Raw genomic sequence first — 16,026 nt, forward strand, 5'->3', positions numbered from 1 at the left:
GGAGATTCACTTGGTACGATATAATAATTTTTCCCTGCTTCTATGACGTTTCCTTCTATATCATAGATTAATGCAGTTTCTATACTTGGAGCTTTCACATTTTCAGTAAAAGTTTTAAACCACAGATTTAAGAAACCTGCTGTATTGCGCTGAGCTTCTCCTAAGCTTCGCTGCACAGCTGGGGTAACCATTTCTTGCCACAATTGTGCCTTACCACTATTATAATACTTAAATGTCTTATCATTAGTAATATTTTGGATTTCAGGTTTAGCTACTCGGGCTGCATAATCAATCCATTCTTCAGGTGTGGATAGGGAATTGTTATAGTTCCCTCCAGTATTGACTGCAAATTGATTTTGAATGGTTGTAACATAATTTTCAAAGTAGCTATGATATTTTATAGCTCTCGTATCAATTGCGGTAAAATTTGCTGCATGCATAGGTTGGGTAGCATCTGTAAAGTAATGCGTGGCTACTCCTAAATAATAGAAAGCTTTTTCATAGTCCTTATTTCGTAAATGTTCTCCAGATTCATAAAAATATTTCTTACCTTGTGTAAGAGCCGTTGGATTTGTTTCTCCTCTATAATTTTCTTTAGTATCAGGATCATAAAAATGTGATTTCCATCCTCCTTTAAAAACGCCGCCTATTCCTGTTCCACCATCGTTAAACTCTGCATTATAATCTGCATCATATAATCCTTTAGAAAATAGATCTTTATATTGTGGGTAATTTAAAAAGTCCACAGCCTGCTTATTTGCTTCAATATTAGATTCTGTTTTCATAATTTCAATAGCTTGTTTTGCAATCCATAAATGCGTACTTTTATCAGAATGATATGGAGCTTCTGCAGACCATCTTGCAGTAATAGGATCATTCTCATTTAAATCAATTTGATCGAGATGAGCATAACTACTTTGAGGACATGCTCCTAAAATAGTTAAAGTCACTCCAGCTATACATAGTGTTGATACGATTTTTTTCATTTTTTATTCCTTCCTAAATATAAAGATTCTTATGCGGATATTCATCTTAATAACGACAGTTAAATAGATCTAATAAAAGAGCGATTAGCAAAGGCTAACTGCTTAATTTCTCTCTTAAAGGAATACAACCACACATCGATTAAATTAAAAATTTTAATTTAACCTTAAACAATAATTTTCCTTCTCTACCTCTAGTTATATATAAAAGCGCGTCTTATTTAAATATGTTTTTTTATGTAATTTTACATATCCAAAAATAGGGAATCGAATAACCTTCCACTTATTATATTAATGAAAGACCATTGCAATTATGATATTTTAAGTTAATAATCTATATCCATCAACTTAAGAATTCAGAGTTATCATGAAATTAACTTTTTGTGGTTCTGGTGCAAAAACACACCAAAAGGTACATTTTTATTTTGAAGTGTCCCAAAAGTGTTTTTTGCACCTTTCGACGTGTATTCTTCAATAGTTTTTCGCATTCCCAAAAGGTGTACCTTTTGAAGCGTTTTTTTTAAGATGTTCATATGTAAACAGTAAAACTAAGTTTAGATATTTATATAATTTGTAAAACACGCCGTTGAATATCCAAATAAAAACCCAGTAATATCATGCATAGGTACTGATATTACTGGGCTCTATGAGTTTAACATTCTGTATGTTTTGTAAAATTCATTTTAAAATTTGTAATTACAAATTTGGAATAAGTTCATCAAACATGTTTCACTTCAAATAATATCAAAATTCCATTTTAGTTAAAATAAATAACACAAACCATAAATTTCATATTTAAATATATTTACATTATATTTCCAATAATTTAATATTCTTATATATTACTAAATATATTAATGGGAGGGAAATAAAATGAATTCAAGTTAATCATTCTTTCTCGAAAAAAACATTCTTAATTGTGAAGTAATTCATAATTTATCTATTTCAGAAAATTTATGGACTAATAAATAATTAGATTCCCAGAAACGAGGAAAAATATGTTCAAAAAATGGAGTATATTTATAATTACAGCTGTGTTATTGCTTTCTCAATTGAGTTGGTTACCTCAGCTACACATAAAAGCTGAAACACCTCCAAATTCTACTGCAATTCATAAATTAATGCCTAAATATTTAGTAACCAATTTTAATTTTGATATGAATGCATCAACTGTTACTGTTGATAAAAATAACTTTTATGTTGCTGGTAATTTTCGAACAGGAAAGGATCTAGTTGGAGTAAAGTGGGAAACTAAAGATAATTATAGTCATCCTGATTTAAAATACCCAACAAAACCTGATTTTAGCAACGTTAATCTCGAATATGATTATAAAATTGAAGGTTTTACGAACCTAATGGACAGTGGGTTAGCGCCCAGTTTAACAATTGAAACCAATAATGGTGAAGTTCATTATGTACGCCTTTGGAATTACGTTGTAAATCGTCCAGCGGAATCTTGGGAACTTGGTGCCACTAGAGATGTAGGTAAAGAGATTCGTTTTCCTGAAAATCGAAAAGAAGGAACTGCCAATGGGGAAACTGGACATATTAAAATAGATTTTAATAATTTATATGCTGGTTGGACGCCATATAGCTACAATACCGAACAAAGAAAATATACGCCCGACCCAAATTGGAAGAAGATACCTGTAAATGACATTAAATCAATTATGTGGTCTGTTGTTCCACAAGGATATCAGTCTTCTGAATCTGGCAAGAAATTAGGAAAGTCTGAAAAATTCAAACTTCATTTTAATAATTGGAAAGTATCAGGAAATACATACTTAATGGATGAACCTAAAAGTGCACCGAGTCATAACGTGAGGATGACTGACGATTATGATGATATATATAATCTAACTCCTGAAAGGGTTGTAAGTGATTATAAAAAATTAGGGTTTAGTAAGCTGGTCAATTTTTATATAGGTGCTTCTCATTATTATGACAAAATTTTGACGGATTCCGGCGTCGAAATGAATACAAATTATCCATTTAATCAAGGGTTTGAAGAGTGGTATAGGAATTACGCGAAACGTTTAAAAGAAAATAATTTGGATCTTATACAATCTATTTCAATGGAATCTGTAGATGCTCCAGAGTCGTGGTGGCAACGTACTTGGGATAATGTTCCTGGTACTACTGGTTGGACACCTACTCCTCATCTTTTAAGTTTTACGAATGAAGACGTAAAAGCTTTTTATAAAAAATATGTTTTAGGATTAGCTAAAATTTCAAGCGATGCTGGCATTACACCGATGGTCCAGTTAGGAGAACCTTGGTGGTGGCATAAAGAAGATATTGCAGGGAAGCCGCCTTGTTTTTATGATCGAGCTACAAAAGACCTATTTGAAAAAGAAAATGGATATCCTATGTATGAGTTTCACTCATCAACGGAAGACATGACTGGCCATGAAGATATGTTAGAGTGGTTAAGTAACAAAAATGGTGAATTTTCCTTACTGTTACGTGATACATTAAAAAATTCTTATTCTAATGCTAAATTTACTGTTTTATTCTTTACTCCTTCTGTAATTGATAAAGATCGTGTTCCACCGATGATGTCAATCGTCAATTTTCCTAAAAAACAGTGGAAATATCCAAATCTGGACTTCTTTATGATCGAGGACTACGATTACCTGATTGACGGACATATGGATAAGCACAAAGAAACATTAAAGTTTGCACAAGAAAATTTAGGTTATCCAAAAGAAAAGATTCATTATTTCTCAGGGTTTGTTTTAAATAAAGAGCAACAACATGTTTGGAAGAATATAAATGAGGCAATTAATGATGGCTTTAATCAAAAATTAGGCGAGGTATATATTTGGGCATATGCCCAAGTTATCCGAGATGGTTGGCACAGTCCAGGATTATTAAGTACCAATTATCCTGAGGGAAGCTATGGGAATCCAATCGACGTTACCCTAACTTCTACAAGCTCAGATAAAATAATATATACATTAGATGGAACAGAACCTACAGCTAGTCATGGTTCTACCTATACAGGTGCTATTCCTATTAAAGCTGATACAGTAGTAAAAGCGATTGGATTAAAAGATTCAAACATAGTAAATCGTGCTACACTGAACTATAAAATTACGAATTACGTTAACCTAAAGAATCTTACACCTGTTGATATTAATGAAAATAAAAACTCTATGGATTTTTATTTCAAACCGGATAAAACAGGGTTATACAGATTCTTTACTATGCCTTATAAAGGAAAAGAACAAGGATCAGGAAATGAATTAAAACTATATCAGGAAGAACAAAGACTTGCTTCCAACATGGATTCAGGTGGTCCATACGGTGCTCATTATGCAAAAATTGAATATAATTTACAAGCAGGAAAAACGTATGTTTTAAAACTATCTAATCCTTCTGGACAAAATGTTTTAAAAACAACATTAATGGCTGAAAGTGATTTTAATAGCACGAAACAAACAGCAGAAGCTGTAAACTGGGATCAAATAAAAGATCATAATCTTACATCTTTACATGATGTAGATTATTATAAGGTGAATCTTACTTCACTAAATGAACAAAAAATAAATCTTACAAATAATGTAGCAACAATTGAAAATACAAATGGTGAAGTCGTAAAAACGATGTTCCCTGGAAATGCTTCTAACAGTTTTAAACCTACAGCTGCGGGAACATATTATGTGAAGCTTTGGAACAATAAAGACTTTAATACGGACCCAGATTTAATGAATGCACTAAATCAATTAAATAAAACGACTGACACAAGTGCTATCTTAGAATTACAAAAGAATTTACAAAAAATGAAGTTCTATTTTGGTGATTTGACAGGCTTTTATAACTCTGATTTTTATATGTCACTGATAGCCTATAAAAAGGTACTAAATAAGTGGGATCCTGGTGTTGCGATTAGTGGAAAGCCGCTAGAAGAAGATGCACAAATTGATGATCGTATTCGATATTATGCCAAACGTGATGTAGATTTAGGTAAAGATGCTGAAGGAAGCATCTATGAAACATTATTTGATGGTGATTTAGCAATCTTACAAGCTATGCCGATACCAGGTGAATCAGCGCTAATGTTAGGTTTATCTAGAATTGGTAGCTCATTCTTACTTAAAGAAATACCTGTCCTGGGGAAATTAGGGAAACTGGCCTATGACAAAGAAAAAAAATCCTGGGTCTCTTCTGGCGGATTAGAATATACACAAGGTAGCGCAGAAGGTAATCGGATTAAGCATGTACTAGAACATACTAAACCAAATCCTAATAAGGATATACATTCAGTATTTAATGTTGATAAAACAAAAGTACTAGAATTACTTGATCAAGCTTGGTTAAAGAAAGGTGCTCCAGATCCAACGGATCCATCTGCATACATTATTCCTATGGGAAAAGTCGTAGGAACGGAAGGTGAAACAGCAATTAGATTAGTAGTAAAACGTGGAACAAATAAAGTAATTACAGCATATCCTGTAAAGCCATAATTTATAAAGTCATTCCCTAATGCCAATTAATACAAACATCATGTAAAAAAGGAGGTTTCTACAATAGAAACCTCCTTTTTGGTTCGAATTATACCTATATTAGTCGGTATCTGTCATACAAATTAACCATAACTTATTTTCTTTTCCATCAAAAATTATCCATGTACTATCCCAATGAACATCATAAAACCATCTTGTCCAACTATTGTCAGAATAGAATACATGTATATCTAAAAATCTATCTTGGAACAGACATTTACAAAATTCGCCCCCTAATCTTTTAGCTTCTTGAGGACTCCCCTTAAACTTAAGATATGCCCCACCTTTCATTATTTTTATCGCAAACTCACCATCAAGAATTAAAGAATTTATATCTTTTAGTTCCATGTTATTTTCAATTTTTCTAGAAATATTTAATTCTGGTATAGCATTTATAATATCAGTGGATGTTAGTAAGCTTTTTATATAGGTATTATATTTATCAGGGTCCCACCAAGGTAATTCTTGAAATACCTGATGGTTATTAACCTCAAAACAGGACACGATAACGTCCCCATTTGTATATAGATTTTTAAAGACATCCACAAATTCATTGATAATAGGCTCATTGATTGCTATCAGTTTAAGAGTATCTTCTTTCCACATGACCTATTCAGCTCCTTAATTTATCATTTTAAAAATTTGTATTCCTCTTATGGAATTATATCTAATATCGACGTACATTACGAATTGATTTGATAAGTAATAAAATACAGATTATTACCTAAAATTACAGTTATCTCGACTACATCCTATTTTAATGCTCCTCCGATTTTAACATTTTGTATCTTTTGTAAAACTCATTTATTGAATAAAAAAATCCCTTCACGATTTATGAAGGGGTAAGTATAGATTGAAAGGGTACTTCCATTTTAATATGTAAAAAGAAAAGACTTGTATTGATAAAATTAACCTTTTTGTTTTTACTGTTTTTAATTAAATATTAATAAACTATAAGGATAAAATTCATCCTATATAGAGTTTTTGTATTCTTCACTATATAGGATAAATCATAATTTTATGCAAAATTGCATAAAAATTATCTGTTACTCCTGCTATAATTTTGATTATAAACTGTTGCATCCAAGATTTTACAATCTTCTATATTTATTAATATAAAGACCCTAATTGCAGGAAAAAGGAAAGAATATTGGTGGTTCTTCCCTTTTTCCTTGTTTTTTTAACTGTCTAACGATTCATTCTATAGTCTAAAATATTTTTAGTAATGAAACCTGTTAAAATATAAAATTTTAGTTAGCAAACGAGAAATAAACACTTCATTATAATTTCTGCTATATTTAAAGAGCTTTTTTCTAATACAATAAGAAAAACAAAAAGAACTTGTAGAAATCACTACAAGTTCTTTTTGTTTTAAAGTAAAATTATCACGCTCTTTTTGAAGCTTTTCTCGGGTCTCGGAAGAATAAAAATATAAATGCTTACACAAAAACGGATTCTGCAAGCAAAACGAGAATTTGTACATTTCTAGTAAAAACGTTATAATAGCAACCTAAAATGAATCATTACCTGGAGTTATACATATGAATAAAACAGAACTTATCAAACAAGTTGCTGAACAAACATCCTTATCACAAAAAGATGCAACTGCATCTGTACAAGCTGTTCTGGATCAAATTACACAAGCCCTAGTAAAAGGCGACTCTGTACAATTAATTGGATTCGGTACATTTGAGGTACGTGAACGCTCTGCACGTACAGGACGTAATCCTCAAACAGGAGAAGAAATGTTCATTCCTGGGGGAAAAACACCTGCATTTAAAGCGGGGAAAAGCCTAAAAGTGGCAGTAAAATAGATTAACATACATGAAAAGAAGAGGGATTCAAATCTCTCTTCTTTTTCATATGAACCATTCCTTATTTCACTAAGTACTGTTGCAATTCGTTCATTAATAGTTTAATTCCCTCTGGGCTTAAAGTGATCTTCCCCTTTGCTAAAGAGACATTCCGATTCGATACTTCACCGGTTATGGCACAAGCACCACCAGCTTCATATTTTTTTAAGATAATTTCTCCCCATCTACATAAACCTCTAATGGTGACTTCTCTGTAATTTTTAATGTATCCCTTAACTCTTTTGGTATTACCACTCGTCCTAACTCGTCTACTTTTCTTGTTATACCTGTCGATTTCATTTGGCCTCTCCCTTTTATACCTTTATTTATAGCCCACACACGATACCCTATGTTTCTTTTATTGTAACAAATAACGCATTTATTGGGAGCACGGCAACGATTCCTTCTCTTTTGGGACACTCATGATTGTAATTTAATCGAAATATCACTTTAACACGCATTTTACAACAAATAAAAGGAATACATTCTGAAAGAAAATTAACCAAAATGTGTTCCTTTATACTAATACTTATTGAAACATAGTTATTTGAAGAAAAGCAAAGTGGAAAAAACATGGAGAGAGAACAATTCCAAATTCTTATGCAACAACTTAATCCAGGGGATACACTTATTGTTTATAAATTAGATCGTTTAGGTAGAAATCTTTCTGATATGATCCGTACTCATGAAAAACTAATCAAAAACGATATTGGAGTTATTGCTATTAATGATAACATTGATACGCGGAAGAAAGATGACATGACGACAAAAGTCATGGTTACAATCTTATCTTTATTTGCTGATATTGAATGGAACTATATACTGGAGCGAACGCAGGCTGGGCGTATGAAGTATGTAGAAAACGGCGGGAAATTAGGAAGAACTTCTAAAATAAATAAGTCTAAAACTGATTTGATACTTGAATTACTTAATCAAGGAAAAACGAAACAGGAAATTGCTGATTTTTTAAATGTCGACAGAACAACTATTTATCGCAAATTAAAACGAAATGGTTATTAGAACCTGTATTGGTGATAAGTACCATCTATCTTTCTATAAAAAATATTTATTTCTAGAAAAAGTGCATGATTTACCTAAAGGCTTTATTCTAACAAAAGGAGCTAAACTGATATCTTAGCTCCTTATATTTGAAAATTATTTAATTATGAATGATACGATTGCTAAAATAATACACAAAATCCCGCTTAATAATTGTCCGATTCCAGAACCTTGTCCATTAATCACCCAGTTAAAAAGATTTTTTCTTGTTTGAGTTTTCCCTACGAATGCATCATATTTTTTCATTTTATATACACCTGATAAGATTAATACAACTCCAATAATGATAAGTACTACTTTTAAACCCATTCTATTTACCTCCACTTATTATGTATATCTTGAATTTTTACACTCTCCGTTGTAATTGCTCCATCTTCCCTTATCAGTAAGACAAGAATCTTAATAGAAGGATGTTTAATTATGTTAGCTAATAAATTTTATAAATCTATATTTTTTATTCAGTCTCAAAAAATCGAATTGGCAAGCAATAATAGGGAGTATACCTAAAAAAACTAAAACGGATCATAACATGGAAAATAAACTCAGTCCATGGCATGACCCATTTTTATACTTATAGGCTAACTCTTTAAACTATCATCATGTTATTACATTTTATGTCCCCATTGGTCAAAGTGATAATCTTTACCGTCAATTTTAAACCAACCGTCTGCATAAAGAGAACCATCTTCTCTAGCACAATACCAAAGGTATCCGTATGCAAGAGGCCAAGGTCTATATCCTCCACCAACTTGGAACCATCCTGTTTTAGCTGCCCCATTCTCATCGAAGTAATAATATTTATTATCGATAGTTTGCCAGCCCGTTTGTGCTACGCCATTATTGTCAAAGTGGTATAGCTTACCATCGATTTTTTCAAACCCTGCTCGGTTAACTGATCCGTCTTCATGGAAATAATATCTTTTTCCATCAATGTTTTCATGAGCATTGAACGTATAATTGCGGCCATTTGTGAAGTAGTATCTTTTACCGTCTATCATTTTCCAACCGGTATAGAAAGGTCCATCTTCTAAACTATAATATTCCACTATTTTCTCTCTTTTGTTGATACCTGTTTTAAAAATTGAACCGTCGTTATTAAATGTTAATGTTTTGTTGTCAAACGGAACATTAACAACGCTGTTTATAACTTCTCCCTTTAGATTAGAAACTCTCTCAATCACACCTTTATCGGAAAAGTGAAGGATAGCATCTTGATCTTCAAGACGTATTTCCTTTTTATTTATATTGTAATTTTGGAAATAATAAATTTTACCATCTATATCTTTCAATCCTTCTTTAACGAATGCACCAGAAGCATCGGAATAGTTCTCTCCTCTCCAGGTTGATCGTTGTAAAACACCGTCATCATTAAAGTGGTAGTACTTATCCTCAATCTGTGAAGCACTCCCACCTCCCGTAACCATGTAGCCATAAGGCGATGAGAAATAATAAGTCTTATCCTTAATTTCTTGCCAACCTGTCATGAGAACTCCATCAGCATCTGCAAAGGAATACCCATTATCTCGATTTACCCAACTGTTCTTTATCACATTTCCAGAGGAATCTTTTGCACGATATTTAGTAGGGTCCTTTTCATCAGTTACAATCTCTATTTTGTCATACTTCTGTCTCTCATTTTCTTTACCCGGATACCACTCTATTAACCAATTGTTAATTTCATTGTTGCTTTTTGTAAAACGAAGTTCAGAACTGAAACTCCAATCAGAACCGAATTGTTGGGTGTAAGAATTCCCGGACAAACGTACACCATTTTTATTTATTAAATGGAATTGGAATTGACCGTTGTGATTATTTCCTGTCTGAACGAGTTCAAATACTTCATCGTCACCAATTAAATCGGAGTATCGAAGAGCTTTTTCTTCTTTTCCTGAAAGGTATTTTGAACCTGTTTTTACGATTACTTTATTCGTTCCTTTTTTATAAGGGATAATTTGATAAGGTTTACCATGATTTAGGTTAGTGAATTCTATATCAATAGATGTTTCTAGGACATTAGTATGCTCCGCCAATACATCAGATAATCGATCATAAAAATCTGCACGAGCTTTAGGGTCATTATTAACATAGTTATCAAGGACATCTTTAGATACTGGCTTTGAAGTCAATGTTATCAATCGTTTTTGCTCAGCTGATAATTTATTTGCTATCTGATCAAATAGATAATCTGAATTTCTAGCAATCACCGTCCAATCGCCAAAGGAGTCGCCGGAATATTTTTTGTAAAGTGGACCAAGAAATCTTGGGTTTTTACCAGATGCTTTTTCTACAAATGCATGTTGGCCTTGATTTATCACAACTCCGGTCTTTCCTTCGTCTAATTGTGCTTGTGTAATGTAAAGAAGATCGTGTTCTGAGACATTTACTCCATTAGGGTTTAGATCTATAATTGCACCTGCTTCAGTAATTTTAAGCTGTTGCCCAGATTTTAGTTGATGAATTTCAATTCTTCCATTTGGATAGCGTACTTTAACTGGTTTAAGAAAATTCAAATCACCTTGTGTATGATACATAGAAATATTAAATTCCCCAGATGTAAAAGTAGGAGCCTGGTAAGTTTCGTTTTCTGCATATACATCAATGTGAGTGCCTGGATTTGGATTCTCTGGGCTTATTCCAAGTGCTTCATAAGTGTTTGCTACAGCACCTAATACAGTAATACCTATATCTACTACCGCACCTATCCCTGCACTAGCCTTATTTTCTCCAACAGGAGCCATAGAAAAAAGAATACCTAATGCTGCTGTAGCAGGGATTACTTTCTTTCCAATTCCTACAGGGAGGATTTTTTTTACCCTTTTTGTTGCTTTTCCATTCATAATGTCATTCCTCGCTTTTTATTTGTTTTCTATCTACTTACTTCATCCGAATTTCATGTTCGGGAGTTCATTTTAATTTAAATACCTTTCAACTTCCTTTCATAAATGTTACAAAAGTCTTTCATAGCCCTATTTTTTTCTGATGTAATAGGAAGAGTAAACCAAAATTCACATCCCTGTTTACCATCTGGACGGTTCCGAACACCAATTTCTCCTTTATGCATTTCCACTAGTGATTTTGCAATGGCGAGTCCAAGTCCAGATCCTCCAGATTGTGAACTTCTTGATGGATCTGTTCTGAAAAAGCGTTCAAATATACGTAATTGTTCATCGTAAGAAATTCCATTCCCCTCATCACGCAAAGTGAATATAATTTGCTGTTTCTGTTTATTTTTCTCTACAATTAACTCAATTGTGCCAAATGTAGGAGAATGTCGAATCGCATTATGTAACAAATTATTGATAACTCGTGCTATTTTACATGGCATAATCCAAAGTTTTGATAATGTATCTGAAACACGTAATTGTAAATCAATCTCTTTATCTTTCAATAAGATAGCATGTGAATCTATTACTTTTAATAAAATATGATCCATATGTGTATAACTTGGATAAAAATCTTCTTGTCCAAGGTCTAGCTTAGAAAGCTCAAATAAATCATTAATTAATCCACTTAATCGTTGTATTTCGTTTAGAATTGTTGTTAGATACTGATTTTTTGTATCAGCATCTTCAATTAAACCGTCCTGTAATGCTTCTATCATCAATTGTATGCTAGCAAGAGGAGTTCGTAGGTCATGTGAAATATTCGTAATCAGCTCAGTACGTTCTTTTTCTCCTTTTTCTAACTTAGTAAAGCTTTCTTCTAATTTTTTTGCCATTTCTTGAAAAGCTGTGGCCAATTCTTTAAACTCTTCAGGTTCTTTCCCTATTATGTACATCGTTTCAAAATCTCTATCACTAAATTGTTTGGTTAATGCAATCAAATTTTGAATCGATTTCATAATAGGACGTGTCATTAGCCAGTAAATAATCGTTGAAATAATGAGTGCTACAATCACGATTACTATAAATAACCGTGTCTGTTCTGGTCTAAGTAACATTTGTCTTTCGCTATACCAGATAGAGATTAACATGATATCCGTACTTAATAAATTCATCAATAATAATTGAATCCTTAACTTCATATTTTATTTCCTCCATCTGGCTCAAAGCAATAACCTATGCCCCAAACTGTATGAATCCAACGATTCTTTGTTGTATGTTTTTCTAATTTTTCACGTAGGCGACTTACTGAAACTGTTACTGCATTTGTGCACCCTTCATACTCAAAATCCCAAATTTTTTCAAGAAGTTGAGATCTTGAAAATACTTGTTTTGGATGTTTTGCCATAGTATGAAGTACCTCAAATTCTTTCAGTGTTAACTCAATTTCATGTCCACAAACAAATACCTGTCTTTTGGTTGGGTGAATCTCTAAATCTAGGAATCTTATTATTTCTGATGCTGGTTCTTGTATTTGTATTGTTGCTTGATTGCCTCTTCTTAATACAATTTGTACCCTTAATACTAATTCACGAGGTGAAAACGGCTTTGTTACATAATCATCCGCACCTATTGTTAATCCCAAAATTCGATTTCTTTCCTCTACCCTAGCAGTCAAAATTATAATAGGAACATTAGAGTGTTGGCGAATTTCCTCACATAGTTCCCATCCATCTTTTTTGGGCATCATCAAATCTAAAATAATGAGATCTGGTTGATATTGCTGAAATAAATTCCAACCTTCTTCTCCGTTTACAGCGGTGAATACTTCATATCCTTCTCTTTCTAAGTACCGTTTGCATATTTCACGAATATTATCTTCATCTTCTATAATTGCAATTCTTGTTTTCATACATAAAATCTTCTCTGTTCCTTTATCAATAATAAAAGAAATCTTTTTTCTGATTTACTTATAATATTGTGATTTTTTCTAATTGTTAGTATTTTTGTTTTACCAACGATATATATAATTTATATTCGTGAGTTTATCTTAGTTTATATATCTTGCATATTTCTTTCGAAAATGTGACAAAATTATTACTTCCTATAGACAAATGTGGCGCATATTTTATTTAAAGAAAGGCGATTTGATGGAAGAATGGCGCACAAACAATACAGAGTACAACAATGCGAGTGCAATAATCAAAAGCTTTGCGAGATTCTACAAACTGTTCAAAAACAAATCCGTCAATTTTTCCTATGATTCAACAGAAAGGATAGCGTATTTTTTTCATTTTAGGGGATATTTTGTTTTGTTAGCTTGATAGCGATGTGGCGGTACCCCACATCCATCAACCTAAGACGTTGAATAATCTCTAAAACGAAAAAAATCGTTTGGGATGTTTATGTTTTATAATCACTAGATATAAAACATAAATTTTCAAGAGGATTATTAACAATTTGCAAATTGCTTTGCTATATCTGTTGCATCTTCTTTTATCATATGCATAGCTTCTATTCCAAAAATAATGGATGTAGCTGTGCGAAAGGATTTCAATCCTAACATCGAACGAAATCGCTTTTTAATAAACCGATGACCTTGTTCCACTATGTTATTGAGATATTTCACTTACCTTAGTTGGATGCTTAGATACATCACGATAGCTTAAAGAAAAACGACAGTTGTAGCCCATAGCTAACAAAATAATATCTTTCTTAAACTGTTTCCCTTTAAAATATCGTATTTGTGATTCCCCTTACTCTTTTTTTCTAGACTGTAGTCCCATTTAGAAAACTTTACAACAGAACCAATTTTATAACGCACTTAAAATAGAAAAAAGGAACCCGTTACGGATTCCTTTTTTCTTTACAAACCTTTTTCAATTACCAAGTAAAATCAAATCATTTTTTCATTAAATTTTATTACTTTATTTAAGTCTACCATAACCTGCAAAGTGCTGTTGATTATAAGGACTGTTTAAATTAGAGTATTCAATACCTTTATCACCAGCATGGATCATTCTTCCATCTCCAACAACAATACCAATATGGGAGATACCATTTTTATATGTATTCTTAAAGAACACTAAGTCTCCTGGTTGCGGATTGCTAATTTTTTGAGCAGAGTTATAGAAACCTGCAGCATCTTGTCTACCTACTTTATATACATAGGAAATAAATCCGCTGCAATCAAATCCACTTGGAGTTGCTCCACCCCATACATAAGGTACACCAAGATATTTCTTTGCTTCAGCTACATATTTGTTAACAGATATCCAATGTCCATTTTCATCAAATGATTCTTGTTGGCCACCAATGGTAACTTGACCTGTTACCATTGCGCCCCCTTGATTGGCATCTAAGTAATACCATTGATCATTTTCTTGGAACCAACCTGTTTTCATTGAACCATCCGTACTTCCATCTAGATAATACCATTTACCATTATCCTTTACCCAACCTGTTTTCATCACACCAATTTTATTTGGGTCTGAATCTGTATCTAAATAATAGTATTTCCCTTCTACGTTTACCCAGCCTGTTTTCATAGATCCACCATTATTAGCATCTAGGTAGTACCATCTATCATTATCTTTCAGCCAACCTGTTTTCATCACACCAATTTTATTTGGGTCTGAATCCGTATCTAAATAATAGTATTTTCCTTCTACGTTTATCCAGCCTGTTTTCATAGATCCACCGTTATTGGCATCTAGGTAGTACCATCTATCATTATCTTTCAGCCAACCTGTCTTCATCACACCAATTTTATTTGGGTCTGAATCTGTATCTAAATAATAGTATTTTCCTTCTACGTTTACCCAGCCTGTTTTCATAGACCCACCGTTATTAGCATCTAGGTAGTACCATCTATCATTATCTTTCAGCCAGCCTGTTTTTTTTACACCATTTTCAAAGTAGAACCATGTTCCATTTCCATCTTTTACCCAACCACTCTGTTCAGTAGCTTGCATATTTTGAGCTGTTTCGGCTGAACTTACAATTGGTTGAATGCTCAAGCCAAGAGTTGTCGCTAATGTAAGTGCTGCAATTTGTTTTTTCATAATTTTAATAACCTCCTAGATTTATAAATGGATATATTAATGAACTAGTTTTTAGGTAATACATATATTTTAACTGTTTGTCTTCCCCAATTACTTGATTCCTGTTTTGAAGGAATAAATACATCTATTTTATTACCTTTAATAGCGCCACCAGTATCTCTAGCTTCAGCTATTCCATAACCCTCGACGTAAACTTTTGATCCAAGAGGAATAACTGACGGATCTACTGCAATAACTTTCAAGTTAGGATTAGCAGTTAAATCATCTCCCATTTTTGTATATACATGTTGTCCAGGCTTATAACCATTTTCTGCTGGATCATTTGTATATGCTGTTGCCGTTACTGTTAATTCACGAGAATTTATCCATTGACCATTATCCTTGAAATAATTCATTTTTCCATCCATTCTATTCCATCCTGTTACCATTGCTCCACCGTTATTAGCATCTAAGTAATACCATTGATCATTTTCTTGGAACCAACCTGTTTTCATTGAACCATCTGCACTTCCATCCAGATAGTACCATTTATCATTATCCCTTACCCAACCCGTTTTCATCACACCAATTTTATTTGGGTCTGAATCCGTATCTAAATAATAGTACTTTCCTTCTACGTTTACCCAACCTGTTTTCATAGATCCACCGTTATTGGCATCCAGGTAGTACCATCTATCATTATCTTTCAGCCAACCTGTCTTCATCACACCAATTTTATTTGGGTCTGAATCTGTATC

At 32.6% G+C, this 16,026-nt stretch carries 11 protein-coding genes and 4 pseudogenes; 4 read left to right on the plus strand and 11 right to left on the minus strand.

Features of this window, described 5'->3' with window-relative positions:
• On the minus strand, positions 1–986 hold a 986-nt coding region (locus tag V7S50_RS33475; RefSeq protein WP_336584458.1), incomplete at its 3' end, for a zinc dependent phospholipase C family protein.
• Between the two features lie 995 nt (positions 987–1,981).
• On the opposite strand from V7S50_RS33475, the gene V7S50_RS33480 reads away from it, so the two are divergent.
• On the plus strand, positions 1,982–5,452 hold the full coding sequence (locus V7S50_RS33480) for a chitobiase/beta-hexosaminidase C-terminal domain-containing protein (RefSeq protein WP_336376531.1): 3,471 nt from the start codon (positions 1,982–1,984) through the stop codon (positions 5,450–5,452).
• 99 nt (positions 5,453–5,551) lie between these two features.
• On the opposite strand, the gene V7S50_RS33485 is transcribed toward V7S50_RS33480, so the two are convergent.
• On the minus strand, positions 5,552–6,097 hold the full coding sequence (locus V7S50_RS33485) for a hypothetical protein (protein WP_139889357.1): 546 nt from the start codon (positions 6,095–6,097) through the stop codon (positions 5,552–5,554).
• Between the two features lie 935 nt (positions 6,098–7,032).
• Between V7S50_RS33485 and V7S50_RS33490 the strand changes: the two genes are divergently transcribed.
• On the plus strand, positions 7,033–7,305 hold the full coding sequence (locus V7S50_RS33490) for an HU family DNA-binding protein (protein ID WP_336376532.1): 273 nt from the start codon (positions 7,033–7,035) through the stop codon (positions 7,303–7,305).
• A gap of 61 nt (positions 7,306–7,366) precedes the next feature.
• Here V7S50_RS33490 and V7S50_RS33495 read toward each other — a convergent pair.
• Positions 7,367–7,644, minus strand: a pseudogene (locus V7S50_RS33495) (AbrB/MazE/SpoVT family DNA-binding domain-containing protein).
• Between the two features lie 258 nt (positions 7,645–7,902).
• Here V7S50_RS33495 and V7S50_RS33500 point away from each other — a divergent pair.
• Both V7S50_RS33500 and V7S50_RS33505 read left to right on the plus strand, forming a co-directional pair.
• Positions 7,903–8,202 (plus strand): annotated as a pseudogene (locus V7S50_RS33500) (recombinase family protein); the annotation flags it as partial.
• Positions 8,191–8,364: a helix-turn-helix domain-containing protein gene (locus V7S50_RS33505; RefSeq protein WP_336376596.1), complete on the plus strand. Its 174-nt coding sequence runs from the start codon at positions 8,191–8,193 to the stop codon at positions 8,362–8,364. The pseudogene V7S50_RS33500 and the gene V7S50_RS33505, both read left to right, overlap by 12 nt.
• 135 nt (positions 8,365–8,499) lie before the next feature.
• Here the strand turns inward: V7S50_RS33505 and V7S50_RS33510 are convergent, their stop codons facing one another.
• The 8 genes and pseudogenes from V7S50_RS33510 to V7S50_RS33545 form a co-directional block, all read right to left on the minus strand.
• Positions 8,500–8,712: a hypothetical protein gene (locus V7S50_RS33510; protein WP_336376533.1), complete on the minus strand. Its 213-nt coding sequence runs from the start codon at positions 8,710–8,712 to the stop codon at positions 8,500–8,502.
• Positions 8,713–9,008: 296 nt separating this feature from the next.
• A complete protein-coding gene (locus V7S50_RS33515; protein ID WP_336376534.1) occupies positions 9,009–11,240 on the minus strand; it encodes an N-acetylmuramoyl-L-alanine amidase family protein in 2,232 nt (743 codons plus the stop codon).
• 77 nt (positions 11,241–11,317) lie between these two features.
• A complete protein-coding gene (locus tag V7S50_RS33520; protein WP_336376535.1) occupies positions 11,318–12,427 on the minus strand; it encodes a sensor histidine kinase in 1,110 nt (369 codons plus the stop codon).
• Positions 12,424–13,137, minus strand: coding sequence for a response regulator transcription factor (locus V7S50_RS33525; protein ID WP_336376536.1), 714 nt, complete (start codon positions 13,135–13,137; stop codon positions 12,424–12,426). The genes V7S50_RS33520 and V7S50_RS33525 overlap by 4 nt, the downstream gene beginning before the upstream one ends.
• A gap of 540 nt (positions 13,138–13,677) precedes the next feature.
• Positions 13,678–13,854, minus strand: a pseudogene (locus V7S50_RS33530) (DDE-type integrase/transposase/recombinase); the annotation flags it as partial.
• 16 nt (positions 13,855–13,870) lie between these two features.
• A pseudogene (locus tag V7S50_RS33535) lies at positions 13,871–13,969 on the minus strand (IS6 family transposase); the annotation flags it as partial.
• A gap of 183 nt (positions 13,970–14,152) precedes the next feature.
• Positions 14,153–15,289 carry an NlpC/P60 family protein gene (locus V7S50_RS33540; protein WP_336584459.1) on the minus strand — a complete coding sequence of 379 codons (1,137 nt, stop codon included), beginning with the start codon at positions 15,287–15,289 and terminating at the stop codon, positions 14,153–14,155.
• A gap of 44 nt (positions 15,290–15,333) precedes the next feature.
• Positions 15,334–16,026 (minus strand): 3D domain-containing protein (locus V7S50_RS33545; RefSeq protein ID WP_336376870.1); only part of this gene is annotated, 693 nt, incomplete at its 5' end.

Source organism: Bacillus sp. CCNWLW194 (assembly GCF_037120585.1).
GTDB lineage: Bacteria > Bacillota > Bacilli > Bacillales > Bacillaceae_G > Bacillus_A > Bacillus_A basilensis.